We start from the raw sequence: 21,900 nt of genomic DNA, 5'->3' as shown, positions 1-21,900 counted from the left end.
CCTCGACCAGGGCAAGGGGACGATGCGGACAGACACCTCCTCCCACTCATGGATCCTCTCCCTTTCCGACCAGTCGAAGGTCCGGCTGCCGGGGACGGACCGCGCCCGGGACCCCGCCGCCTCGTTGGAGATGGCCGGCCACGCGGCGCGCAGGGCCGGGATCTCCCGGGTCGCGGACATCACGATGCTCGACACTCTCGGCATCCCGACGTTCCAGGCGGTAAGGCCCACGGCCCGGACCCTCGCGGTCTCCCAGGGGAAGGGCGTCACGCCCGACCTGGCGAAGCTGTCGGCCATGATGGAGGCCATCGAGCTCTGGCACGCGGAACAGCCCATGCGGCCGCTCACGACGGCCTCTCCCCGCGAGGTGGCCGGGGAGCTGGGCTACGACGTCCACGCTCTCCCGCTGTGCACGCCGACCCTGCTGCACGACGGCCTGCCGGTGGACTGGGTCGCCGCCAAGTCGCTGGCCGACGGATCGCGGGCCCTCGTCCCGAGGGACGTGGTGGAGTTCACCCTCGTCCGCAGGACTGGCTGGAACCCACCGGCGTTCTTCTCCTCGACGAACGGCCTGGCCAGCGGGAACACGCAGGCGGAGGCCATCCTGCACGCGTTGTACGAGGTGATCGAGCGGGACGCGGTGACGGCCTTCGTCACCGGCGGCGACCGGGGCGTCCGGATCGACCCGGCCTCGCTCGGGTCGCCGGTCGTCGACGACCTGTGCGTGACGATGGAGCGGGCCGGGGTCCGCCTGGAAGCGAGGTCCCTGACCTCGCCGACCGGGCTGCCGTGCTTCGTCGCCCGGATCACCTGCGACGACTATCCTCCGCCGTTCATGGGCTTCGGCTGCCACCTGAGCTCGGAGATCGCGCTCAGCCGCGCCCTCACCGAGGCCGCGCAGGCCAGGCTGGGCTATGTCTCGGGCGCGCGTGACGACCTGCGGCCCGACATCCAGGACGATCTGAGCGCCAAGCGCAGGCCGGAGCCGGCGGTGGAGGCCGGAGCGCCGATATCGCCGATGCACGCGCACGAGAGCCTGGTCGACGACCTGGAGGACGTGGTGAAACGGGCCGCGGTCGCCTTCTCCCACGCGCCCCTCGTCGTCGACCTGACGAGGGAGGACATCGGAGTGCCGGTCGTCAGGGTGCTGGCGCCGGGGAGCCGCGTGTGCCCGGAGGTGTTCTGATGAGCTCGCGGAACGTGGTCGTCTACGCCGGCCCGACGATCTCCCCTGACGAGGTCCTGAGCGTCGTGCCGCACGCGCGGGTACGGCCGCCCGTGGCCCGGGGCGACCTCCTCTCCGAGACCTGGAGCCCGGACGACACCGCGGTCATCATCGACGGCTACTACCGCGAGCGGCTGTCGGTGGGCCACAAGGAGATCCTCTGGCTGCTCGACGAGGGCGTGCACGTCATCGGGGCGGCCAGCATGGGCGCGTTGCGCGCGGCGGAGCTGAGCCCCTACGGCATGAACGGCGCAGGGACCGTGTTCGACATGTACGCCACGGGCGAGGTCGACGGGGACGACGAGGTCGCCGTGGTGCACGGACCGGCCGACCGGGGGTACCCCGCCGGGACGGTGGCGCTGGTCAACATCCGGTACGGCTGTCGCGAAGGGGCGCGGACGGGCCTGATCCCGGCGGCGGCCGGGGAGCGGATCGTGCGGGCCGCGAAGGCGCTGCCCTTCATGCGGCGGACCTGGCGCGAGCTGGACGCGGCGGTGGACCGGGACGACCGCGCCTGCCTCGCGACCCTGGAGCGGCTGATCGGCACGGGCGAGTGGGACGTCAAGCGGCTGGACGCGATGGCGGCGCTGCGGGCGGTCGGCGAGCGCCCCGGCGAGAGGTCCGCGACCTGGGCGGCCGACACGGCGCTGACGGGGATCACCCACTACGAGGCGCTCAAATGGCGGTCGAGGCGCGAGTACGCGCCGGGCAGGTGGATGACCGACCTCGACGTCGTGAACGCGGGGCGGCTGTTCGGCGACGACTACCCCCGCCTGCACGAGGAGGCGCTGACCGGCCTGCTGACGGACCTCGCCGGCGCGCGGAGCCTCGGCCTGGAGGCGTACGCCCGCGCCAGGCTCGGGGTCGCCGAGCCCGCCGCCCTGCCGCCCGTCCTCGCGTCGTGGCTCACGGAGACGGAGCTCGCCGCCCTCCCCGTCGCCGAGCAGCTCCGGCTGGTCATGGTGCGGGTCTGGCCGATCTGGCAGTCGGAGGACTGGAGGCCGGTCGTCCTGGAACGGGTCAGGGAGTCGGGCCACTGGCAGGAGTGGTCCGAGATCGTCGAGCGCGCCGACGAGACCGCGGAGCGGACCCGCGGCAGGCTCGCCATCCCGCCGCCGGAGATCTGCGCGAAGATCTTCCTGCGCCACTGGCACAGGAAGGGGACCTCGGCGGAGGTGGAGTTGGCCCGGCGGGGCTTCACCGGCATGCAGGAGCTGGGACACACCGTCAGGAGGTTCTTCGCCCTCGACGTCCAGAACGCGCGTGCCGCCGAGCGGCGAGCCGACGAGTGAGCGGAGCGGTGGGCCGAGGGACGAGGCCGCCCGCGTAGCGAATGAGGAGGAGAGCGCGACCATGAGCCGAGCGGCGAGCCGACGAGTGAGCGGAGCGGTGGGCCGAATCGGCGCCTGTGGTTCGCCTTCCGGGCCGCCGGAGCGCCCCGTGAGGAGAGGGTCATGACCGTGACCACGTCCGAGCAGCCGTTCGACCCGGCGGCCGCGCGGCATCGTCCGAACCCCCACCCGCTGTTCCACCGCATGCGCGAGCACGCGCCGGTCTACCGGTACGTGAGCCCGGCGAGCGGCCGGGTGCTGTGGTATCTGACGCGGTACGCCGACGTGCAGCGTGCGCTGCTCGACCCGGACGTCGGGCGTCAGCTCGACCGGCTGCCCCCCGACCTCGCCGCGCCGCACCGCCGGGCGGAGAGCCGCGACCCGCTGGCCATGCTGCGGCGCAACGTGTTCCACCTCGATCCGCCCGACCACACGCGCATACGCAGACTGATGGCGCCGGCCTTCGGCGCCCGTACGGTGGCCGTGCTGGAGCGGCACGTCCACCGGGTCGCCGGCGAACTGGTGGACGGCATGGCGGCCGCCGGAGGCGAGGCCGACCTGAACCGGGACCTGGCGCTGCCGCTGCCGATCCTGGTCGTCGCCGAGCTGCTCGGCCTGCCCTCCGAGGACCGCGCCCTGCTGCGCGGGTGGAGCGACGAGATCGTGGGCAGCGGGGACCCGTTCCGGGTGCGCCGCGCCGGCGTGGAGTTCATGGCGTACGCCAACGAGAGGATCGACGAGCGGCGGGCGCACCCGGGGGATGACCTGCTGTCCCGGCTCGCCGAGGCGGAGCGGGCCGGCGGGATCAGCCGCATGGAACTGATCTCCAGCGTGTTCCAGCTGCTGCTCGCCGGGGACGAGACGACGGTCAACCTGATCGGGAACGGGGTGCTGGAGCTGTTGCGGCACCCCCGCCAGCTGGAGCGGCTGCGCGCCCGACCGGAGCTGATCGGCTCGATGGTCGAGGAGACGCTGCGGTACAACGGCCCGGTCGGGCACTCCCGGCCGCTGTACGCCCTCGCCGACGTCGAGATCGGCGGCACCGTGATCCCTCGCGGTGACATCGTGGTGCCGGTGCTGCTGGCGGCCAACCGCGACCCGGCGGTCTTTCTCCGGCCGGACGTCTTCGACATCGGCCGCAGCCCGAACCGCCATCTGGGCTTCGGCCACGGCGTCCACTTCTGCCTCGGCGCGGCGCTGGCGCGGATGCAGGCGGCGGCCGCCGTCGGCGCGCTGGTGCGCCGCTTCCCCGGGATCGCCCTGGCGGTCGATCACGCCGACCTGGAGTGGACGCCCGACCTTTTCCTGCACGGCGTACGCCGCCTGCCCCTGCGGCTGCGCACTCGCCAGACACCTGTCAGACGCAGAAAGGAGCCGGCCCATGAGTGACCGACGGCGAGGCCTCGCGGGGTACGCGAACCTGTCCCGGATGGCCTTCGGGTACCAGTCCTCGCAGATCCTCTACGCGGCCGTCCGGCTCGGCCTGCCGGATCTGCTGGCGGAGGGGGCCGTGCCGGTCACGCGGCTCGCGGAGTCCACCGGGTCGGACCCGTACGCGTGGGCCGGCTGCTGCGCGCACTGGAGGTGCTGGGCGTGGCGGAAGAGGGGGAGCCCGGGTGCTTCGCGCTGACGGAGCAGGGGCAGCCGCTGCGTGCCGACCACCCGTGGTCGATGCGCTCCAGCCTCCTGCTGCTCGGCGACCCCGACACGTGGCGGGCGTGGGGGGCGCTGACCGACAGCGTGCGGACCGGTGAGGCGGCGTGGGACCACGTGCACGGCAGGCCGCTGTTCGACCACCTCGCCCGCCACCCGGAGCTGTCGGCGGTGTTCAACAGGGCGATGCGCGAGGGCACAGAACAGATCGCGCCCGCGCTCCCCAGGGCCTACGACTTCAGTGGCGCCCATACCGTGGTCGACGTCGGCGGCGGGAACGGCACGCTGCTGGCCGCGGTGCTGGCCGCCACCCCGGGCCTCAAGGGAATCCTGTTCGACACCGCCGAGGGGGTCGCGGGCGCCGCCGAGGAGTTGCGGCGGGCCCGGACTGTCCGACCGGTGCTCCATCGAGGCCGGCGACTTCTTCGAGGCCGTGCCCGAGGGCGACGTCATGCTGGTGAAGGGCGTCCTGCACGACTGGGACGACCGGCGCTGCACCGCTCTTCTGCGCAGTTGCCGCAGGTCGATCGCTGCGGACGGCCGTCTGCTCGTGCTGGAGCCGGTGATGCCGTCCAGCCTCGGCACGCCGGAGGCGGCCGGGGCCGTCATGAGCGACATCGCCATGCTCGTCTACACCGGCGGCCGGGAACGCGGCATGACCGAGTTCCGGGACCTGTTCGCCGCGGCCGGCTTCGAACTGGCCGAGGTCACGCCGCCGCTGGGGGGCTCGGAGGTCCGGGTCCTCGTCGCGAAGCCGGCCTGAGCTCCGCCCCCGGACCACGCTGTCAGCCGCCCTGCGACGCATTCACCTGGGTCCGCGCCGCTCGTTCTCGAGATGCCCCGAGGAGGTTTGTGACCGCCATGCCGGAGTGCGCGGCCGTCGCGAGCACCGGCGAACCGACCTCGGTGCGTTCGGCGGGGGACCCGGCGTTTGTGGAACATCGAGCGGGCGCGGGGCTTCGGCGGGCGTGCAGGATTCACGGGGGTCAGCTGGTCGCGGCGGCGAACCGCGAGCGCCGCCACGCGGCCAGGGCCGGGTACTGCCCGATCGCCTCCTCGCTGGTGAGGAGGGGCTCCGGCCGCCCGGTCAGCACCCGGGCGACCTCCGACCTGTCCGTCGCGGTGTCGCCGGAGATCAGCGTCTGGACGCCGAAGAACTCGGCGGCGAGCCGCTGGCTGCTCAGCTTCGCCTGGGCCAGGCGGGTGCGAATCTCGCGTTCGAACGCGTTCTGCTCCCGTCGCGGCGCACCGTCGCGGCCGGGCTGCTTCCCGGCCCGCTCTGTGATCCGCTCACTGTCCTGCTCGATCGCCATCCGCCAGGACCGCTCCGCCTCCGCCGCGAGAGCGGCCTGGAGCCCGCCGAACAGGGACGGCCCGATTCCGTGCCGTGCCAGCTCCTCGCGCAGCCTGAGCGCGCCGAGCGCGGCGACCGACATCCCGTGCGAGTGGACGGGGTTCACCGCGACGGCCGCGTCGCCGACGACGGCGAAACCGGCGGGCAGGCGCGCCCGTTCGAAGAAGCGCCTCCTGTTGACCGTGTCGCGGTACGGCCGGACGACACCGAGGGGTGTGGCCTCCGCCATGAGGTCCGCCACGATCGGGTCGCGCAGCGAGCGCGCGAAGGCCGCGAAGCCCTGCTCGTCCGTCGGCGGCTCGCCGCCCCGGGTGCCGGTCAGCGTGACGATCCACCGGCCGTCCTCGACGGGGAACAACGTCGCCCCCCGAGCAGGCTGCCCCTTCGCCGTCCCCGGGTGCAGCATGATCGCCGGGATCGCGGCGGCCAGGTCGCCGGGCGCCCGGTAGAGGCGCGTCGCGTAGGCCAGCCCGGTGGCGACGGACACCTCCTCGATGGCTCCGGCACCGAGCTCGGCGAGCCAGCGGGGCGACTTCGACCTGCGTCCCGTCGCGTCGACGACGAGGTCCGCGCGTACGGTCTCGGGCGGGGCGCCCTGCCGGCTGACCGAGACGCCGGTGATCCGGGCGGCGTCTCCGGTGAGCCCGAGCGCCCGCGCGTCCTCCCAGACCTCGACGTCGCCGCCGCCGAGCGCACGCCGCCGCACCACCTGGTCCAGCAGCCCGCGGGTGCAGGAGATCAGGTGGGCGTCGGTGTGGAGACGGCGGAACCAGCCGTCGGCGGAGTAGATGAGGGCGTCGCCGGGCAGGCCCCGCAGGTGCGCGCCGTTCGCGAGGAGGGCGTCGACCGTCCCGGGCAGCAACGCGTCCAGCGCCCGCGCGCCGCCGGCCACGAGCACGTGACTGTGGTGCGACTGCGGCACCCCCCGCCGGGGGCGCGGACCGGATGGATAACGGTCGCCTTCGACCAGGACCACCTCGTCCGCGTGCCCGGCGAGCACGGTGGCGGCGAGCACACCCGCGAGGCCACCGCCGAGGACGACCGCCCTGCTCATCGGAGGGCGGCCGGCGGACGCGTCACGACAGCGACTCTTCCTTGACCGCGGGCTCCTCGGCCGGGATCTCCTCGATGAGGCCCTGCTCGATCATGGTGCCGATGAACTCCTGGACGTCCGCCACGATGCGCTTGCTCATCGCGGAGTTGCTGCCGGCGAACTCGCGGGACAGCTTGAACATGACCGGCTCCCGTTCGCCGTCGCTCGCCACCAGCCTCCATATCCTGGAGCCGGTGTCGTTCAGGCTGTGGAAGTCGCCCGTCTCGGTGTTGTAGAGCGAGACGCCCTCCCCGGTCTCCTGCCAGATCACGGCCTCGCTGATCCGCAGTGACACGTTGACCTCCTCTATACCGGCGTGATGGGAAGTAACTCGCCGACCCTGACGGTGCCGCGCGAGGGGGGAACATAGGTCTTCCAGTCGTCGAAGACGGGATGGACGTCGTCGTTGACGACCAGGCGGGGTGTCGTCATCTCGCGCTCGTCGGCGGCGAGCTCCGAGCGGCTGACACCGGCCTCCATCCACAGCTGCGTGGCGACGCCGTGCCGCAGGATGCGGCACTGGTGGCGGCTGTTGCGCCGCAGGTCCCCCGACTCGGCCATGTGCGAGGCCCGGCATCCGCCGCCGCAGGACGCCTTGATGTAGCACTTCGCGCAGTCGGCGTGGTAGTCGCCGCCGAGCACGGTGCTGGTGCGCATCCCGCGCAGGAGCGGTCCCGCGAAGATCTCCGACAGCGGCTGCCGCCGTACGTTGCCCGCGTGGTGCGACCGTCCGGTGACGAGCTTGCACGGGTAGACGTCGCCGAGCGAGTTGATGTAGATCTCGTTGCCGCCCATCCCGCAGTTGGCCTTCACCGAACACGGCGTGATCGGCCTCGGGCCGTCCGGCAACAGCTTGCCGGCGGCTGGGGAGGTCCACGTGATCTGCTGGATCCGCATGTGGTCTTCCCAGCCGAAGTCGTACTCGTCGGTCTCGCCCCGGCCCAGGTCGTTGTGGTACATCAGCCGGATGCTGTGGACCTCGAGCCCCTCGGCGAACCTCGCGAAGTCCTCCAGCTCCTCGACGTTGTCGGAGGTGACGATGTGGTTGATCCGCGGCACCACACCGGCGTCGTTGAGCAGCTGCAGGGCGCGGTAGGTCCGGGCGAAGGAGCCGGCGCCGCGGGTGCGGTCGTGGGTCTCGGCCGTGCCGCCGTCGACGCTCACCGTGACCATGCCGAACAGCTCGGCGAACCGCTTGGCCTGCGCGGGCTTCCTGATCATCGTGGCGTTGGTGATGATGTTCGACCTCAGCCCGCTGTCGTTGGCGTGCTCCACGATCTGGAACAGGTCCTTGCGGAGCATCGGCTCGCCGCCGGTGAAGATCATGGTCTTGGCGCCGAAGGCGGCGACCTGGGAGACCAGATCGAGCGACTCGGCGGTGGTGAGCTCCCCGGGGAGGCACTTCTCGGAGGAGGCGTAGCAGTACGGGCAGCGGAGGTTGCAGCCGTCGGTGATCGCGTAATACACCTGGCGGAGCGCCGGCTCCATGATGCTGAGCTTCGGACGGTTCCCGTTGTAGTAGACGATGCAGTTCAAGATGAGCTTGGCGAGAATCCGATCGGTCTCGTCGTTCTCGCCGAGGGGGGCCGGCTCCGCGCCCGCCCGGGGACGGGCCAGGGCCGCCAGGACGGCGAACTCGCGCGCGTCGAGGACGATCCGGCCGCCCACCTGCGGGTTGAGGACCAGATACTTCTCGTCGTGCACGAAGTAGGTCAGGTCTGCCGGTACGTCGATCAACGAGCGGTTCCGGGCGAGTTTCCCAGGCATCATTCCCCTTTACGCTCTCAGCCGCAGGTGCGGCCCCAGACTCTGTGGGCGACGCGCGGCCGGAGCCGCACCCGCGAACCGTTCTGACTAGTCCGCTCCGGACCCGGAGCCCGACCAGGCCCCGCACAGGCACTGGCCCTGGACTGGCACGGTGTGGGCCTCCACCTCGGGCCGGGACCACTCGCCGCCGGCGCCGGCGTGCGCCAGCACGCTGGGCAGCGCGGCGGGAAGCTTGTCCTTGAGCGAGATGAGCAGGTCGACTTCCTCGCGGGTCAAGGTGGCGAACGCCTCCTCGACTTCGGCGGCCAGCGGGCTGTTCAGGATGCCGGCTTCACGCAGAGCTTCCCTCGGATCGAAGGCCATGCCTTCACCTCTCTGTCTGACGGGAATGCGGTGTATGTCGAGTATGTGCTGGTGGGAAGTGGGTGAGACAACCCCACAAACGTGGGCTAGCCGCGATGCCGGTGCGGCGGCGAGGCTCGTCAGGCCGTGGGGACGCCGTCCCCGAGCACCCGGGCCAGCAGGGTGTCCGGCTCCTCGGCGCGGTCGCCGCGCCAGGCGACGTGCTGGTCGGGCCGCACCAGCATCAGGGCGGCGCCGTACCGCTCTTCCAGCCCGGGCAGCGCGGACAGGTCGAGCACCCCCAGCGGCGCCGGCCGCCGGGCGGCGGCGTCCGCCAGCGGGCGGGTGTCCGCGCCCGTGGTCAGGCGGAGCAGGGTGAACCCGTCGCCGAGCGCGTCGTAGAGCGAACGGCCGTCCGGCAGCCAGGTGTGCGGCAGCCGGGCGCCGGGATGCGCCGACGGGGTGTAGGCCGCAAGCCCCGGCGCGGGCACCGGCCGGCCGTCCGGGACCACGACGGGGGAGTCCGGGTAGTCGTAGCCCAGCACCAGCCCCAGGCTGTGGAACTCGGTGTCCTTGACGACCAGACGGCGGGCGAGTTCGGCGCGCAGCGGCCTGCCCGCGACCGGGTCGTGCAGGTCCCCTGCGGCGAACGACGGCGCGAGGAACGCCTCCTGCTCGCCGGCTGCCGCGATCGTCCGCTCGGCCACCGGGCGGCGCTCCGGCTCGTAGCTGCCGAGCAGCGACTCCGGCGCCCAGCCCCCCAGCACGGCGGCGAGCTTCCAGCCGATGTTCACCGCGTCCCCGACGCAGGTGTTGAAGCCGTGCCCGCCCCACGGCGGGTTGAGGTGGGCGGCGTCGCCGACCAGGAAGACCCGCCGCCCGCGATAACGGTCGGCCAGCAGCATGCGGGCCGACCAGGGGTCGGTGGCCAGCACCTCGACGTCGATGTCGGCGCCCGCGAGGGCCCGCACCAGCCGGGCCGGGTCGGCCGGCTCGGCGGCCGGGTCCACGCCCTGGATGATCGCCCACCAGGTGCCGTCGAGGTCGAGGCGGCCCATGAGCCCGCCGCGCTCGGCGCCGATCACCCAGTAGTGCACGCCGACCGCGCACAACGGCCGCTCCCGCAGTGCCCGGCTGCGGAAGGTGACGCTCAGGTTCGGCAGCGCGCCGGAGGACCCCTCGTACCTCGCGCCGATCGCGGCGCGGCTGACGCCGCCGCCGCCGTCGCAGCCGAGCAGGTAACCGGCGGTGACGCGCCGGGTCTCCCCTCCAGGGCCCTCGATCACCGCCCTGACCTCGTCGTCGCCGTCGGCGATCCCGGTGACGCGCCACCCGATGAGCAGCCGTACGGCCGGCAGTTCGGCGGCGGCCTCGCGCAGCACCCGCTCGACGAGCGGCTGAGGCGCCTGCTGCCCCGCCTCGGCGTACTCCTCGCGGCGGGACGTGGTCAGGCCGAACGCCTCACGGAAGCGCGTGATCTCGTGCCCGAACAGGCCGGTGCAGAAGACGACGTCCTGCGCGTACGCGACCGGCAGCGGGCAGGCGGCGCGCAGCCGGTCGGCCAGGCCCCAGCGGCGCAGGTGCTCCATCGTGCGGACGCTGGTGGTCTTCGCGCGCGGTCGCAGCGTGTCCGGCGTGGCCCGGGGCTCGACGACGAGCACCTCGACGCCGCGCCGCCCGAGTTCGACGGCGGCGGCCAGGCCGCTCGGCCCGCCGCCCGCGACGAGGACGGGGACGTTCACGGCCGCTGATCGGGGCCGACGACGGGCGTGCGCAGCACCCCGAGCCGGTCGATCTCCACCTCGACCACGTCCCCCGGCCCCAGGAAGCGCGGCGGCTTGCGCACGTAGCCCACGCCCTCGGGCGTGCCGGTGGCGAGCACGTCGCCCGGTTCGAGGGTGAACGTACGGCTGATCCGCGACAGGAGTTCGCCGACGCTGAAGATCATGTCGCGCGTGTTCCCGTCCTGGACGGTCTCGCCGTTGACCCGGGTGCGCACGCGCAGCCCGTCGGCCAGGTCGCCGACCTCGTCGGCGGTCACCAGGGGGCCCATGGGTCCGCTGCGGTCGGCGTTCTTGCCCAGCGTCCACTGCGCGGTGAGCTTCTGCGCGGTGCGGGCGGTGAGGTCGTTGAAGGCGGCGTAGCCGAGCACGGCCGCCGCGGCGCTCGTCTCGTCGGCGTCGGTCAGCCGCCGCCCCACGACGGCGGCGACCTCGCCCTCCCAGTCCAGTCCGGGCTCGCCGGCCGGCACCGGAGCGGGTGTCCCGCCCGCCGTGAGGGACGCGGCCCAGCGCCCGAAGACGGTCGGATGCTCGGGCGGCGTGAAGCCGCCCTCGGCCGCGTGCGCCCGGTAGTTGAGCCCGATGCAGACCACCCGGGCCGACGGCGGCACCGGCGGGGCGAGATCGACGTGCGAGACCGGAAGCAGCCCGGTGTCCGTACGGCGGGCCTGCGGCAGCCAGTGATCGAGGTCGGCGTAGAAGTCGCCGACGTCGGCGATCGGGGTGACCCGGTCGCCGATCTGGACGGCGACGTCCACCCGCCGTCCCTCGCGAATCCCGACGAGCTTCACCGAGCCACCTCCAGCGGAACGAGCCGCACGTCGAACACGAAATCGGCGAACGGGCCGTCCAGCCCGTAGGACTCGCCCTCCCGGCGCATGACGGGCGTCACGATCAGTTCCTCCTTGACGGCGAACGCGGCGTCGGAAGCCAGGTACTCGTCGCCGGCGACGAAGACGTGCGTCGTCACCGGCCGGTGCCCCGGCGCCTCCACGCGGTAGTGGATGTGGGCCGGGCGCATCGGATGGCGGCCGAGCGCGCGCAGCAGCCCGCCGACCGGGCCGTCGGTGGGCACCGGGTAGCTGGACGGGACAACGCTGCGGAACCAGTACGCGCCGTCGGCCCCGGTGGTGAACAGGCCGCGCAGGTTGCCGGGTTGCTGCGCCGGGTCCTGGCTGTCGTAGTGCCCGGCGTCGTCGGCCTGCCAGATGTCGACGGTGGCCCCGGCGATCGGCGTCCCGCCCGTGTCGGTGACCCGCCCGCGCACCACCATGACCTGCCCCCGGCGGCGCTCGGGGCCCTCGGCGATCCACGCGCCGTTCTCGCGTGGGGGAGCGGGGGCGTGGAAGGGGCCCTCGACCGAGGACGGCGTCGCCTCGGCCGGGCCGGCGTGGTTGACCTCGTCGACCGCGGAGGTGAGGCCGAGCATGTCCGACAGCAGGATGAACTCGTTGCGCAGGTCGGTGCAGGTGTGCCCGGTGCGCACGAGGAAGTCGATCCCGGTCAGCCACTCGTCCTCGGTCGGCCGGGTCTCCCGCACGAACGCGTGCAGGTGCCGGACCAGCGAGGTCGTCAGCTCGCGCAGTCGCGGGTCGGCTCCGCCGATCTGGCCGAGCACGGCGGACAGCAGGGCGTCGAGACGGTCCTCCCGGACGCCGTCCTCATCGGTCATGCGGGTCTCCTGTCGAAAGGATGCGGTAGAGGTCGCGCTCCGGGCAGGCCCGGCTCAAATGTGCAGCCGCTCGCGGAGGAACGCGATCGTGCGGTCCAGTGCGTCGCGGGCCGTCTCGCGGGCTGTCTCGCGGGCCGCCTCGGGGGCGCCGAGCCACATGTGGTCCGCGCCGTCGTAGACGTGCAGGTCCACCTCGGCGCCTGCGGCGCGCAACTCGTCGCGCAGCCGCTCGCTCTGCGCGCAGGCGATCATCCGGTCGGACCGGCCGTGCAGCAGCAGGAACGGCGGCGCGCCGGGGGAGACGTGGGTGACCGGGCTCGCCAGGGCCGCCGCGTCCGGAACGGACGGCACGGGGGCCCCGAGCAGCAGGGCCTCCCGCGACGCGGGGTCCGCCGGGTCGGCACCGATGCCGGCCGCGACCGTACGCAGGTCGCTCGGCGCATACCACGCGGCGACGGCGGCCACCGCGCTGGACGGCCCCGTCACCCCGACACCGCCCTCCAGCGTGGGGTCGCCGGGGGTGAGGCCGAGCAGCGCGGCCAGGTGGCCGCCCGCCGACTCGCCCCAGGCGGCGATCCGGCCGATGTCGATCCCCAGCTCGCCGCCGCGTGCGCGCAGCCAGCGCACCGCGGCCTTGACGTCGTGCAGCTGCGCGGGCCACAGGGCCTCGCCCGAGAGCCGGTAGTCGGCGCCGGCCACCGCGACGCCCGCCCACGCGACCAGCTCGAACGGTGTGGGAGCGGCGCCCTCGAAGGCCGGGCCCATCGAGCGGCGGCTGCCCGCCCGCCAGCCGCCGCCGTGCAGGAAGACGACGCAGGGAACGGGCCCCTCCGTCTCGGGCGGCAGCACCAGGTCCAGTTCGAGCGGCCGCACCCCGGGGATCGCGGCGTACGGCACGCCCGGCAGGACGCGCGTGCCGTACGCGCCCGGGCGGGCGGGCGGCAGCGGCGCGTCGTGGGCGGGCGGGGGAAGCCGCACGGTCACTCCCCGGGCTCCGGCCAGGCGAGGTCGGGCAGGAAGTCCATGTTGTGCGCCCGCGCGGCCGCCTGCATGCGCGGGAAGTCGGGCACGAACGGCGGCTGGCCCACCGTGGGATGGTCGGTGGGCGTGCCCATCTGCTGGAAGAACCGCTCGAAGCCGCCGGTCGCCACGCCGAGCACGCGGGCCTGCTCCTCGACCTGGTAGGCGTGCGCCAGCCCGGCCGGGACGAAGCCGAAGTCGCCGGGGGCCAGCAGCCGAGACGTCTTCGTCCCGTCGCGGTCCTGGACGTGGACGCGCACCTTGCCCTCCACGACGTAGAAGGTCTCGTGGGTGTCGTGGTGGGTGTGCGCCGGGATGAGCCGGCCCTTCGGCGCGTCCATCGTGAAGATCCCGAACTGGCCCCCGGTCTCGTCGCCGCTGAGCAACACGGTGAACAGGTCGGTGAACACCATCGCGCGCTCGCCCTCGCCGCGCCGGAGGAAGAACGCCTCGGGGGCGCCCGGCAGGATTCCCTTCCACTGCGGGCCGCTCTCGGGGTCGGCCAGATATTCGAAGCTCATCGCGTCTCCAACTCGGCGTGGGCGGACTGGCCGATGATGCGCCACCCCGGCCGCCGGTCGCCAGGCGCCTGCCATTGAACGGCAGGCGTTCTCACCGTTACTTCCCGCGTGCTGTGAGAGCAGGCCGTCCATCCTCCGAATGGGGGATGCCGGACGGCGTGATGGGCGATGCCGTGCGACTCGCCCCGGCACGAACCTTGACCCATGGAAGCCATCGAGGTCACAGGCCTTCGCAAGACGTACGGCGGCACGAACGCCGTGGACGGGGTGACGTTCACGGTCCGCGCCGGTGAAACGTTCGGCATCGTCGGCCACAACGGCGCCGGCAAGACGACGACCGTCGAGTGCCTCATCGGGCTCAGGCGACCCGACGCGGGCACGGTGCGGGTGCTTGGCGAGGACCCGGCACGCAGGCGGCGGGCCCTGGCCCAGCGGATCGGGGCGCAGCTGCAGGAGAGCTCGCTGCCCGAGCGGATCAAGGTCGCCGAAGCGCTGCGCATGTTCGGCGCCTTCTACCGCGAGGCGGCCGACTGGCGGCAGGTGATGGAGCGCTGGAGCCTCCAACCTCTGGCGAGGAAGGCGTACGGAGACCTGTCCGGCGGGCAGAAGCAGCGCCTGATGCTCGCGCTCGCCCTGGTCGGCGACCCCGAGGTGGTCGTGCTCGACGAGCTGACCACGGGCCTGGACCCGATCGCGCGCCGCGAGACCTGGCGGCTGGTCGACGGCCTGAAGACGGCGGGCACCACCGTCGTGCTGGTCAGCCACTACTTCGACGAGACCGAGGCGCTCTGCGACAGGGTCGCCGTCCTCGCCCACGGCCGGGTGGTGGCGATGGGCACCCCGGACGGCATCATCGCCCAGACCGGAACCGCCTCGCTGGAAGAGGCCTACTTCGCCCTGGAGGGAGCAGACCGATGAAGGCGTTCACCGCTCTGACGGCCACCGAGCTCAGGCTGCTGTTCCGCGACCCCGCCTCTTTGTTCTTCATGATGGCCTTCCCTCTCATGCTGCTGGTGCTCAAGCGCGGCGACGACGACGCGGTCCCCGGGTACATCGCGATGATCGTCACCATTGGCGGGATGGGCGCGTTGCCGGGCATCGTGGCGTCCTACCGCGAGCGCAAGGTGCTCAAGCGGCTGGCCACAACGCCGATCTCCCCCGTCCTGTTGTTCGGCGCCCAACTGGTGGCGCAGGTCGCCGCGGGCCTGGCCGGCTCGGTGCTGCTGGTGGTCGCGGCGGTCGCGGTGTTCGGCGCGCAGGCACCCGGCAACGTCCTCATGCTGGCCGCGGCCTTCCTGCTCTGCTCGGTGATGGTCTGCTCGCTCGGCTTCGTGATAGCCGCCGTCGTGCGCAACACCAGGGGCGCGAGCCTGGTCGGCATGCTGGTCATGTTTCCGATGATCTTCCTGGCGGGGGCGGCCGTGCCCAGGAAGGCACTGCCCGGCTCGCTGCGCAGGATCGGCGACTTCCTGCCCCTGACCCCGGGCGTGGAAGCCCTCGGCAACGCCTGGTCCGGCACCGCCGCGGTCTTCCCCCTGCTGATCCTGGCCGCGATAATCGTGGTGGCCACGGCTGTCGCCACCGCGCTGTTCCGTTGGGAGTGAGGACGTGAACGTCTGGGAGGCGCGCTGGCTGCGCGCCTTCCACGTGCTCTATTACGCCTGCCTGGCGCTCGGACTGGTCCTTTCGTTCGGCGAGGACCCGGGCCCCGATCCGCTCACGCTCGGGATCGCCGCGCTGACGGCCGGCTGGCACGGCTTCTTCGTCGTACGACGGCCGCATCTGCTCGGGCGGCTCAGCCCGATGGCGGTCCACCTCGCGGTCATCTGTGCGCTCTACGTCGCGCTGGTGGCGTCGAATCGATCCTTCGACGTGGTGATCTTCGGGCTGATGCCCCAGCCGTACCTGATGCTGACCAGCCCGTGGTCCTACGTGGGGGCGGTGGCGACGGTGCTCAGCACGTTCGGCGCCAGAGGCTATCTGGACGAGCCCAACGCCTTCTGGCGGCTCATCGGGAGTTCCGGCCTGGTGGTGGCGATCGGATTGTTCGTCGACTACGTGTCCAGGCAGAGTGCGCAGAACAGAATGGTCGGGGTCCTGGAAGAGCGGGCGAGGCTGGCCAGGGAGATCCACGACACCCTCGCGCAGGGGCTGAGCGGGATCATCACCCAACTGGAGGCGGCCGAGCAGGCGATGCCCGATCTGCGCGCCGTACAGAAGAGGGTCGCGCTGGCCAAGGAACTGGCGCGCGACAATCTGCAGGAGGCGCGGCGGTCGGTCGACGCGCTGCGCCCTGGGCCTCTCGCCGGCGCGCGGCTCGACGAGGCACTCGCGGATGTGGCCGGGCGGTGGTCGCGGACGTCGGGAATGACGGCGACCGTCTCGGTGGAGGGCACGCCCCGGCCGCTGTCCGGCGAGGTGGGAACGACGCTGTTGCGTTCGGCGCAGGAAGGACTGTCGAACGCGGCCAAGCACGCTCGCGCGGGGAGGGTGGCGATCACACTGACCTATATGGACGACGAGGTGACGCTCGACGTGTTCGACGACGGGATGGGCTTCGACCCGGCCGTGCGGAGCGCGGGTTACGGGCTGGCGGCCATGCGTGAGCGGGCCGGCAGCGTGGGGGGCACGCTGACGGTGGAGTCCGCGCCGGGAGAAGGGACGGCGCTGTGCCTGCGCATCCCCTCAAGCTGATGATCGTCGATGACCATCCGGTGGTCCGCGACGGGCTGCGCGGCATGTTCGACCACGTGGCGGACATCGAGGTGGTGGCAGAGGCGTCCGACGGGTTGGAGGCGTTGGTCATGGCCAGACGGGCGCGGCCGCACGTGGTGCTGATGGACCTGCGCATGCCCGGCCTGGACGGCGTCGGCGCGATCCAGCGACTCCGCGTGGACCACCCGGAGATCAAGGTGATCGTGCTGACCACGTACGACACGGACGCGGACGTGACGCGGGCCATGGCCGCCGGGGTGGCGGGCTACCTGCTGAAGGACGCGCCACGGGAGGAACTGCACAGGGCGGTCCGTACGGCCGCCGCCGGGGGAGCGGTCCTGGCCCCGTCGATCGCGTCCGCTCTGATCGGCAGGCCCGCGGCCCAGGAGCCGAGCCGGCGCGAGCTGGAGGTGCTGCGCCTCGTGGCGCGGGGCTCGGCGAACAAGGAGATCGCCAGGGCCCTGCTGATCAGCGAGACGACGGTGAAGACGCATCTGAAGCACGTCTTCGCCAAGCTTGGTGTGGACAGCAGGGCCGCGGCGGTCGTCGTGGCCATGGAGCGAGGGCTCATTTGACCCGGCGCCTCCGGAAGCGGGAAAGCGCGTGCCCCCGGCGACGACCGCGGCCGGCTCTGATCCGCCGGGGCGAGTGGAGCCGTCAGTGGGCGCCGAGACCCCGGGAGATCGAGCGCGCCGCGGTCCGCACGGCCGGGCCGAGCAGCCGCGGTTCGGCGTGCTCCTCCGGCACGACCACGGACAACGCGGCCGCGATCCGGCCCCCGGCGGCGAAGACGGGCGCCGCCACGGTGACCAGCGGCTCGGGAGTGCGGCGGCGGACCGTGGCCAGCCCCTCCCGCCGCACCTCGGCCAGCGCCCGCCGCAACTCGGCGGGCGAGACCGCGGTCCGCTCCGGCTCGTGCACGAGCGGCCGGGCGAGGATCTCCTCCTGGAAGCCGGGTTCGGCGAAGGCCAGCAGCACGAGGCCCACGCCCGTGGAGTGCAGCGGAAGCCGGCCGCCGACGCGGTAGAGCACCGGCATCGCCTGGTGCGCGGAGAGCCTCTCGACCAGCACCGCCTCGTCGCCCTCGCGTACGGCGAGCAGCACGTGCTGGCGGGTGACCTCCGCCAGATCGCCCATGTAGGGCATCGCGACCTGCCGCAGCCCCTGGCCTCGCGGCGCGAGCGAGGCGACCTCCCACAGGCGCAACCCGATGGAGAAGCGCCCGTCGTCCGCCCGTTCCAGCGCGCCCCACGCCACCAGCCGGGAGGCCAGGCGCAGCGCCGTGCTCGCGGGGATGCCGCTGCGCCTGCTCAGCTCGGCGAGCGTCAGGGAGCGGTGCCCGGAGTCGAAGGCCGCGAGCAGGGACAGCGCCCGGTCGACCACCGGCTCGCCGTGCGGCGGCCGGCTGCCCCTGACCCGGTGCGCCGGCGCCCCCGGACCGTTCATGGGTGAGCGTGCTCTCTCATCGAACCCATCGGAGTCTCCGCGCTCGTCTGGCCTGCTGGCACTGTACCCCGGCGTCAGGGGGTGAGCCTGTGACCGCCCAGGGAGATCTGCGACTCGGGCATCGGGGCGAAGAAGTCGAAGTTGGGCGGCAGGCCGACCCTCCGCTCCAGGGTCTTCACCACGTGCCTGACGTCGTCGTTCGGTCCGGCGAGATAGAACGGCCTGCCGTCCTTGCCGAAGGTGACGGCCGACTTCTCCTCCCACGCGCCGAGGTGACCGGCCGCCCCGGCGAAGTCCGCCACCGGCTCGAAGCCGAGATCACGGGCGTAGTCGACCGCGCCGAAGACGAGGTGCCGGGCCAGATCGAGCGGCGCCTCCCGCCAGCCGTGCGGGTAGATCCTGAAGTACTTGGGCAGGAAGCGGTGCAGCTCCACCTCGCTCATCACGTCGGGGCCGAGGGCGTGCTTGACGCCCAGGCAGTAGACGTCGACGAGGTAGGCGCAGATCGAGAGCTTGTCCCAGCCGTGCTTGCGCGCCACCATCACGCTGACCGTGCCCGCGGCCTCCTGCTCGCCACGGACGTCGTCCGCCCAGCCGGTCGTGTCCGGGACGCCCAGTCCCTCGCTCCAGCCGACGTTGATCCAGCACCCGGCGAGCTCGGTCTCCGAGGCTTCCGTGCTGTTCGCCTGCTCGGCCACCGCCCGGACGTACGGCGCGACCGCCGCCGGTGACATGCCGAGAGCGCGGGCGATCTGCTTGGGGGAGTTGCCCTGTCCGCGGAGCTCGCGGACCTTCTCCAAGATCGAGCTGTCCATAGGGTCCGAAGCCTATCGGCTATCCCTGGCGGGCCGGGGTGCGGAAGACCTGGCGGCTGTGCCATTCGATGTGTCTCACGTCAACGGGGTCGAGACCGGTCTGGGGATCGCGTACGGGCTGCCCGGCCAGCGCGAGGACCATCCGCTCGGCCGCCCGGCTCCGGCCCACGAACTTCCGGGAGACGGCGATCGACCGGTCGGGAGTCAGCCCGAGGACGCCCTTGTCGAACAGTTTGTGATGGATGGCGCACAGGCACAGCCCGTTGGTGACGTCGTCCGGTCCCTCGAAGGCCCACCAGCGGACGTGCGCGGCGTCCAGTCCGACCGCGACGCCGTCCAGCCACCCGTCGTAGGCGCAGAAGGCGCAGCAGTACTCGTACGCCATGAGCACGTTCTGCCGGAAGGCCGGGTCCCGGCGGGTCGCGGACGGTGCGACCTGCTCGGTGGAAGCGACCTGGTCGTCCAGATCGAGACCGACGAAGCGGCAGATGTCGGGGTGCAGGGACGGCTCGAAGTTGGCGTCCAGCAGGTGCCGCGCGAGCCGTACGACGAGGTGGGAGTCGTCGGTCAGGGCGCGCAGCAGGTCGGGGTGAAGCCGGCCGGTTGCCTGGGCCGCACGCAGGCGTCCGAGTTCGGAGCCGGGACTGCCCGGCCCGTGCACCGTGTCGACGAGCCAGAGGCCGTCGCCGGTGAGGTGGTGGAACGGGTAGCCGGGGCTGGTGTCGCGCGGCGGGCCGAACTCCTTGAGCAGGACCTTGAGATCCGCCTCGGCGGAGCTGAAGGGGATCGGCCGGCCGCCCTCGCGCTGGAAGCGGCCGAGGGCGTAGAGCAGCAGGAGCGGCTTGTGCGGCGCCCGTTCGCCCTGCCGCGTCCAGCGGCGGATCCCCGCGACGCGCTCGACCCAGTCCATGCCCGACACCATACGATGATCTTCGGCTACGGGTCGGCTCAACGGCAGGGCGGCAGTGGCGATCCGCGCATATGGCCGCTATATCGTTCCTGCGTGGAAGATCTCATCATCGCCCGGCGTCTGCGTGTTCCCGTCGACGACGCGGGGGACGACACGTCCGGTTGGGGTGGGGTGGCGGCCCGGCAGCTCGACGCGGCGCTGCTCAGCGTCGGCTTCACGTGCTCGCCGGCGCTGCTCGACCGCCTGGCCGGGCTGCCCGGCGAGCAGGTGATCGATCTCGGCGTGCGCGTCCTGTCCGCGGTCCGCCGCCTGGTCGGCGACCACGTCCAACACAACGCCTACTTCATCGACTTCCCGGAAAACGTCCCGGACACCCTGGAGTTCTGGGCGGGGCTGCTGCGTGAGGCCATGCTCGACCCGGTCGCCGCCGCCCGGCTCCAGCCAGGCATCCTCAACCTGCTGGACCTGCCGCGATATGGCAGCTACCAGCACACCTACGCCGACCTGCTGGCCGCGCACGCCGAGCTGATCCCCCTGGCCCGAGACCGGGTGACCGTGCTGGAGCTGGGCGGAAGCCTGCGAGACGAAGCGCGGGAGCTCTACCTCTCGCTGGCCGGATCCGAGGTCCCGCTCGCCGCCGAGGACCTGGCCGCTCTGCGCGCGCTGGCCGCCTTCTGCTCCGATGACCAGCCCGAGCACGTCCCGGTACGCGAGAACCGGGCCGTCATCAACGAAGTGCGACTGGCCGCCGGGCAGCCTCTGCTCGTCGACACCGTGACAGACGTGCTCCGGCTGGCCTCGCTCTGCTCCGGCGGCGACGTCACCCTGGCCACCCCCGCCCGCCTGCGCTCCTTCCGCCGGCCCGAACGCCGCATCCTGCTGGCCGCCCTGGACGCCATCCCGGCGGCCAAACACGGGGACGTGTTGCGTCACCGAGAGCAGTGGAAGCGGCTCGGCGAGCGGCTGCACCCGCACGAGTACCCGCAGTTCGCCCGGGCGGCCCAGGTCTTCGACGTGGCCAGGGGTGTGCGCAAGGCGGCGAGCTTCGGCGGCCGGGTCGAGGCCGCGCTGGCCGCGGGCCGTACCGACGAGGCCGTCTCGCTGCTGGAGCACACGCCCGGCGCACTGCTGCGCCGCCTCGACCACCTGCTGCGCGCGGGTGGCGGCTCCGCCGTGCTGGAGGCGGCGGAGATGTCCGCCGCCCGCGCCTCCGGCCGCGTGCTGCTGTCCCTGCGTGAGCACCTCCAGAACCGGCTCGCTCCGGTGAACCGGGTCTTCACCAATCGGCAGGGCAGAGCGTGGACGGCACCCGACACCCGATCGCCACTCGACGAGGAGGCCCTCACCCGGACGCTCGCCATCCTGGACGAGGAGATCCGCCGCCGCCTGCCCGACCCCGGAGAGTTGATCGTCGATGCCGCCGTACTCGACGTGGCGCTGCCCCTGTCGGGCAAGGCGGTCGCGCCCGGGCTCGGGATGCTGCCCCGCGGCTCGCTGTCGCCCGTGGACGGTGAGCTGCTCCGATTCTTCGTGCACTGGCGACAGCGCGAGCGGCGCACCGACTACGACCTGTCCGCGCTCATGCTCGATCCGACCTATGACAACCCGACCAACATCTCGTGGACGTCCTACGCCAACGAGTTCGCGACCTACTCGGGCGACCTCATCGAGGCCCCCGACGGCGCCTCGGAGTTCATCGACGTGGGTCTGTCCCGCGCCACCAAGCCCATCATCATCCCTCAGGTCAACATCTATGCCGGGGAGCGGTTCGACGAGGCCGCCGAGGCGTTCTTCGGCTACATGACCAGGGACGCCGCACAGGAGGGCAGGCCGTTCGAACCGCGGACCGTTCGGATGAAGTCCGACCTGCGCGGGTCCGGCCGCATCGCGCTCCCACTCGTCTTTCTTCGCGGGGACGACGATGGCTGGCGGGTGAAGTGGTTGCATCTCTACCTGTCGGGCCATCCGGCGTTCAACCAGGTGGAGGGCAATCGGGTCACCGCGTCGCTGCTCGTGCGCTCGATCGTGGAGCGGGACTACCTCCGGGTCGGCTACCTGGCCGACCTGCTACGGGCCAAGTCCTCCACGGACGGGCACGTCACATACATCGGGCTTGAGGCACCTGCCGACCTCCCGGAAGGGGCGCGGATCTACACGCCGGCCACGCTGCACGAGTTGATCCCGGCCTGATATCTTGCTGACCGCAAGGCCATGGGAGAGCTTCCTTCTCACCTTTTTTGGAACCGGTCTGCCCG

Annotated in this window: 22 protein-coding genes and 1 pseudogene; 11 read left to right on the top strand and 12 right to left on the bottom strand. The window is 72.5% G+C overall.

The genetic code is table 11. The annotated features are described in order from the left end of the window. Nucleotides 1-22 precede the first annotated feature (22 nt). The 6 genes and pseudogenes from ACQEVJ_RS24175 to ACQEVJ_RS24150 all read left to right on the top strand — a co-directional run bounded on the left by ACQEVJ_RS24175 (nucleotide 23) and on the right by ACQEVJ_RS24150 (nucleotide 4,972). Nucleotides 23-1,186, top strand: coding sequence for a YcaO-like family protein (locus tag ACQEVJ_RS24175; protein WP_433104631.1), 1,164 nt, complete (start codon nucleotides 23-25; stop codon nucleotides 1,184-1,186). Beyond that, entirely contained in the window at nucleotides 1,186-2,517 is a 1,332-nt protein-coding gene (locus ACQEVJ_RS24170) for a TfuA-like protein (protein ID WP_433104629.1), read from the top strand. Before ACQEVJ_RS24175 ends, ACQEVJ_RS24170 begins: the two co-directional genes overlap by 1 nt. Nucleotides 2,518-2,679: 162 nt before the next feature. Beyond that, a complete protein-coding gene (locus tag ACQEVJ_RS24165; RefSeq protein WP_433104627.1) occupies nucleotides 2,680-3,945 on the top strand; it encodes a cytochrome P450 family protein in 1,266 nt (421 codons plus the stop codon). Then, the gene (locus tag ACQEVJ_RS24160; protein ID WP_433104625.1) at nucleotides 3,938-4,186 is read left to right on the top strand and encodes a methyltransferase family protein; all 249 of its coding nucleotides are present in this window, start codon (nucleotides 3,938-3,940) and stop codon (nucleotides 4,184-4,186) included. Before ACQEVJ_RS24165 ends, ACQEVJ_RS24160 begins: the two co-directional genes overlap by 8 nt. A gap of 41 nt (nucleotides 4,187-4,227) precedes the next feature. Then, nucleotides 4,228-4,578 (top strand): annotated as a pseudogene (locus ACQEVJ_RS24155) (methyltransferase); the annotation flags it as partial. Continuing rightward, a complete protein-coding gene (locus ACQEVJ_RS24150) occupies nucleotides 4,460-4,972 on the top strand; it encodes a methyltransferase (RefSeq protein WP_433112943.1) in 513 nt (170 codons plus the stop codon). The pseudogene ACQEVJ_RS24155 and the gene ACQEVJ_RS24150, both read left to right, overlap by 119 nt. Before the next feature lie 223 nt (nucleotides 4,973-5,195). On the opposite strand, the gene ACQEVJ_RS24145 is transcribed toward ACQEVJ_RS24150, so the two are convergent. The 9 genes from ACQEVJ_RS24145 to ACQEVJ_RS24105 form a co-directional block, all read right to left on the bottom strand. Further along, the gene (locus ACQEVJ_RS24145) at nucleotides 5,196-6,617 is read right to left on the bottom strand and encodes an NAD(P)/FAD-dependent oxidoreductase (RefSeq protein ID WP_433104623.1); all 1,422 of its coding nucleotides are present in this window, start codon (nucleotides 6,615-6,617) and stop codon (nucleotides 5,196-5,198) included. Nucleotides 6,618-6,639: 22 nt separating this feature from the next. Continuing rightward, on the bottom strand, nucleotides 6,640-6,951 hold the full coding sequence (locus ACQEVJ_RS24140; RefSeq protein WP_433104621.1) for a PqqD family protein: 312 nt from the start codon (nucleotides 6,949-6,951) through the stop codon (nucleotides 6,640-6,642). A gap of 11 nt (nucleotides 6,952-6,962) precedes the next feature. Then, entirely contained in the window at nucleotides 6,963-8,423 is a 1,461-nt protein-coding gene (stsB, locus tag ACQEVJ_RS24135) for a StsB family radical SAM/SPASM domain sactipeptide maturase (protein ID WP_433112940.1), read from the bottom strand. A gap of 87 nt (nucleotides 8,424-8,510) precedes the next feature. Then, nucleotides 8,511-8,786 carry a StsA-related sactipeptide RiPP gene (locus tag ACQEVJ_RS24130; RefSeq protein ID WP_433104619.1) on the bottom strand — a complete coding sequence of 92 codons (276 nt, stop codon included), beginning with the start codon at nucleotides 8,784-8,786 and terminating at the stop codon, nucleotides 8,511-8,513. Between the two features lie 119 nt (nucleotides 8,787-8,905). Then, the gene (locus ACQEVJ_RS24125; RefSeq protein WP_433104617.1) at nucleotides 8,906-10,507 is read right to left on the bottom strand and encodes an FAD-dependent monooxygenase; all 1,602 of its coding nucleotides are present in this window, start codon (nucleotides 10,505-10,507) and stop codon (nucleotides 8,906-8,908) included. Further along, nucleotides 10,504-11,337, bottom strand: a complete 834-nt coding sequence (locus ACQEVJ_RS24120) for a fumarylacetoacetate hydrolase family protein (protein WP_433104615.1) — start codon at nucleotides 11,335-11,337, stop codon at nucleotides 10,504-10,506. The genes ACQEVJ_RS24125 and ACQEVJ_RS24120 overlap by 4 nt, the downstream gene beginning before the upstream one ends. Then, entirely contained in the window at nucleotides 11,334-12,218 is an 885-nt protein-coding gene (locus ACQEVJ_RS24115) for a dioxygenase (protein ID WP_433104613.1), read from the bottom strand. Before ACQEVJ_RS24115 ends, ACQEVJ_RS24120 begins: the two co-directional genes overlap by 4 nt. 54 nt (nucleotides 12,219-12,272) lie before the next feature. Further along, nucleotides 12,273-13,196: an alpha/beta hydrolase fold domain-containing protein gene (locus ACQEVJ_RS24110; protein WP_433104611.1), complete on the bottom strand. Its 924-nt coding sequence runs from the start codon at nucleotides 13,194-13,196 to the stop codon at nucleotides 12,273-12,275. A gap of 2 nt (nucleotides 13,197-13,198) precedes the next feature. Then, nucleotides 13,199-13,759 (bottom strand): quercetin 2,3-dioxygenase, encoded by a 561-nt coding sequence (locus tag ACQEVJ_RS24105; protein ID WP_433104609.1) that lies wholly within the window; start codon nucleotides 13,757-13,759, stop codon nucleotides 13,199-13,201. Nucleotides 13,760-13,963: 204 nt separating this feature from the next. Between ACQEVJ_RS24105 and ACQEVJ_RS24100 the strand changes: the two genes are divergently transcribed. From ACQEVJ_RS24100 to ACQEVJ_RS24085, 4 genes are read left to right on the top strand one after another with little or no spacing between them, the layout of a single operon-like run. Beyond that, nucleotides 13,964-14,677 carry an ABC transporter ATP-binding protein gene (locus ACQEVJ_RS24100; RefSeq protein ID WP_433104607.1) on the top strand — a complete coding sequence of 238 codons (714 nt, stop codon included), beginning with the start codon at nucleotides 13,964-13,966 and terminating at the stop codon, nucleotides 14,675-14,677. Beyond that, the gene (locus ACQEVJ_RS24095; protein WP_433104605.1) at nucleotides 14,674-15,363 is read left to right on the top strand and encodes an ABC transporter permease; all 690 of its coding nucleotides are present in this window, start codon (nucleotides 14,674-14,676) and stop codon (nucleotides 15,361-15,363) included. Before ACQEVJ_RS24100 ends, ACQEVJ_RS24095 begins: the two co-directional genes overlap by 4 nt. 4 nt (nucleotides 15,364-15,367) lie before the next feature. Further along, entirely contained in the window at nucleotides 15,368-16,453 is a 1,086-nt protein-coding gene (locus ACQEVJ_RS24090) for a sensor histidine kinase (protein ID WP_433104603.1), read from the top strand. Next, nucleotides 16,453-17,049 carry a response regulator gene (locus ACQEVJ_RS24085; protein ID WP_433104601.1) on the top strand — a complete coding sequence of 199 codons (597 nt, stop codon included), beginning with the start codon at nucleotides 16,453-16,455 and terminating at the stop codon, nucleotides 17,047-17,049. The genes ACQEVJ_RS24090 and ACQEVJ_RS24085 overlap by 1 nt, the downstream gene beginning before the upstream one ends. Nucleotides 17,050-17,131: 82 nt before the next feature. Here the strand turns inward: ACQEVJ_RS24085 and ACQEVJ_RS24080 are convergent, their stop codons facing one another. From ACQEVJ_RS24080 to ACQEVJ_RS24070, 3 genes are all read right to left on the bottom strand, one after another. Next, nucleotides 17,132-17,920: an IclR family transcriptional regulator gene (locus tag ACQEVJ_RS24080; RefSeq protein ID WP_433104599.1), complete on the bottom strand. Its 789-nt coding sequence runs from the start codon at nucleotides 17,918-17,920 to the stop codon at nucleotides 17,132-17,134. A gap of 74 nt (nucleotides 17,921-17,994) precedes the next feature. Next, nucleotides 17,995-18,735: a helix-turn-helix domain-containing protein gene (locus ACQEVJ_RS24075; protein WP_433104597.1), complete on the bottom strand. Its 741-nt coding sequence runs from the start codon at nucleotides 18,733-18,735 to the stop codon at nucleotides 17,995-17,997. A 19-nt stretch (nucleotides 18,736-18,754) separates the two neighbouring features. Beyond that, nucleotides 18,755-19,645 carry a phosphorothioated DNA-binding restriction endonuclease gene (locus tag ACQEVJ_RS24070; protein WP_433104594.1) on the bottom strand — a complete coding sequence of 297 codons (891 nt, stop codon included), beginning with the start codon at nucleotides 19,643-19,645 and terminating at the stop codon, nucleotides 18,755-18,757. 93 nt (nucleotides 19,646-19,738) lie between these two features. Between ACQEVJ_RS24070 and ACQEVJ_RS24065 the strand changes: the two genes are divergently transcribed. Further along, complete coding sequence (locus tag ACQEVJ_RS24065) at nucleotides 19,739-21,835, top strand: hypothetical protein (protein ID WP_433104592.1); 2,097 nt, start codon at nucleotides 19,739-19,741, stop codon at nucleotides 21,833-21,835. Nucleotides 21,836-21,900 lie beyond the last annotated feature (65 nt).

Source organism: Microbispora sp. CA-102843, assembly GCF_050936215.1.
Classification (GTDB): Bacteria; Actinomycetota; Actinomycetes; order Streptosporangiales; family Streptosporangiaceae; genus Microbispora.
This window is presented reverse-complemented; position numbering and strand designations above follow the sequence as displayed.

Coding starts and splice junctions, on each gene's coding strand:
- ACQEVJ_RS24175 (WP_433104631.1), top strand. CDS start 23: ATGCGGACAGACACCTCCTCCCACTCATGGATCCTCTCCCTTTCCGAC.
- ACQEVJ_RS24170 (WP_433104629.1), top strand. CDS start 1,186: ATGAGCTCGCGGAACGTGGTCGTCTACGCCGGCCCGACGATCTCCCCT.
- ACQEVJ_RS24165 (WP_433104627.1), top strand. CDS start 2,680: ATGACCGTGACCACGTCCGAGCAGCCGTTCGACCCGGCGGCCGCGCGG.
- ACQEVJ_RS24160 (WP_433104625.1), top strand. CDS start 3,938: ATGAGTGACCGACGGCGAGGCCTCGCGGGGTACGCGAACCTGTCCCGG.
- ACQEVJ_RS24145 (WP_433104623.1), bottom strand. CDS start 6,617: ATGAGCAGGGCGGTCGTCCTCGGCGGTGGCCTCGCGGGTGTGCTCGCC.
- stsB (WP_433112940.1), bottom strand. CDS start 8,423: ATGCCTGGGAAACTCGCCCGGAACCGCTCGTTGATCGACGTACCGGCA.
- ACQEVJ_RS24130 (WP_433104619.1), bottom strand. CDS start 8,786: ATGGCCTTCGATCCGAGGGAAGCTCTGCGTGAAGCCGGCATCCTGAAC.
- ACQEVJ_RS24115 (WP_433104613.1), bottom strand. CDS start 12,218: ATGACCGATGAGGACGGCGTCCGGGAGGACCGTCTCGACGCCCTGCTG.
- ACQEVJ_RS24105 (WP_433104609.1), bottom strand. CDS start 13,759: ATGAGCTTCGAATATCTGGCCGACCCCGAGAGCGGCCCGCAGTGGAAG.
- ACQEVJ_RS24100 (WP_433104607.1), top strand. CDS start 13,964: ATGGAAGCCATCGAGGTCACAGGCCTTCGCAAGACGTACGGCGGCACG.
- ACQEVJ_RS24095 (WP_433104605.1), top strand. CDS start 14,674: ATGAAGGCGTTCACCGCTCTGACGGCCACCGAGCTCAGGCTGCTGTTC.
- ACQEVJ_RS24085 (WP_433104601.1), top strand. CDS start 16,453: ATGATCGTCGATGACCATCCGGTGGTCCGCGACGGGCTGCGCGGCATG.
- ACQEVJ_RS24080 (WP_433104599.1), bottom strand. CDS start 17,920: ATGAACGGTCCGGGGGCGCCGGCGCACCGGGTCAGGGGCAGCCGGCCG.
- ACQEVJ_RS24075 (WP_433104597.1), bottom strand. CDS start 18,735: ATGGACAGCTCGATCTTGGAGAAGGTCCGCGAGCTCCGCGGACAGGGC.
- ACQEVJ_RS24070 (WP_433104594.1), bottom strand. CDS start 19,645: ATGGACTGGGTCGAGCGCGTCGCGGGGATCCGCCGCTGGACGCGGCAG.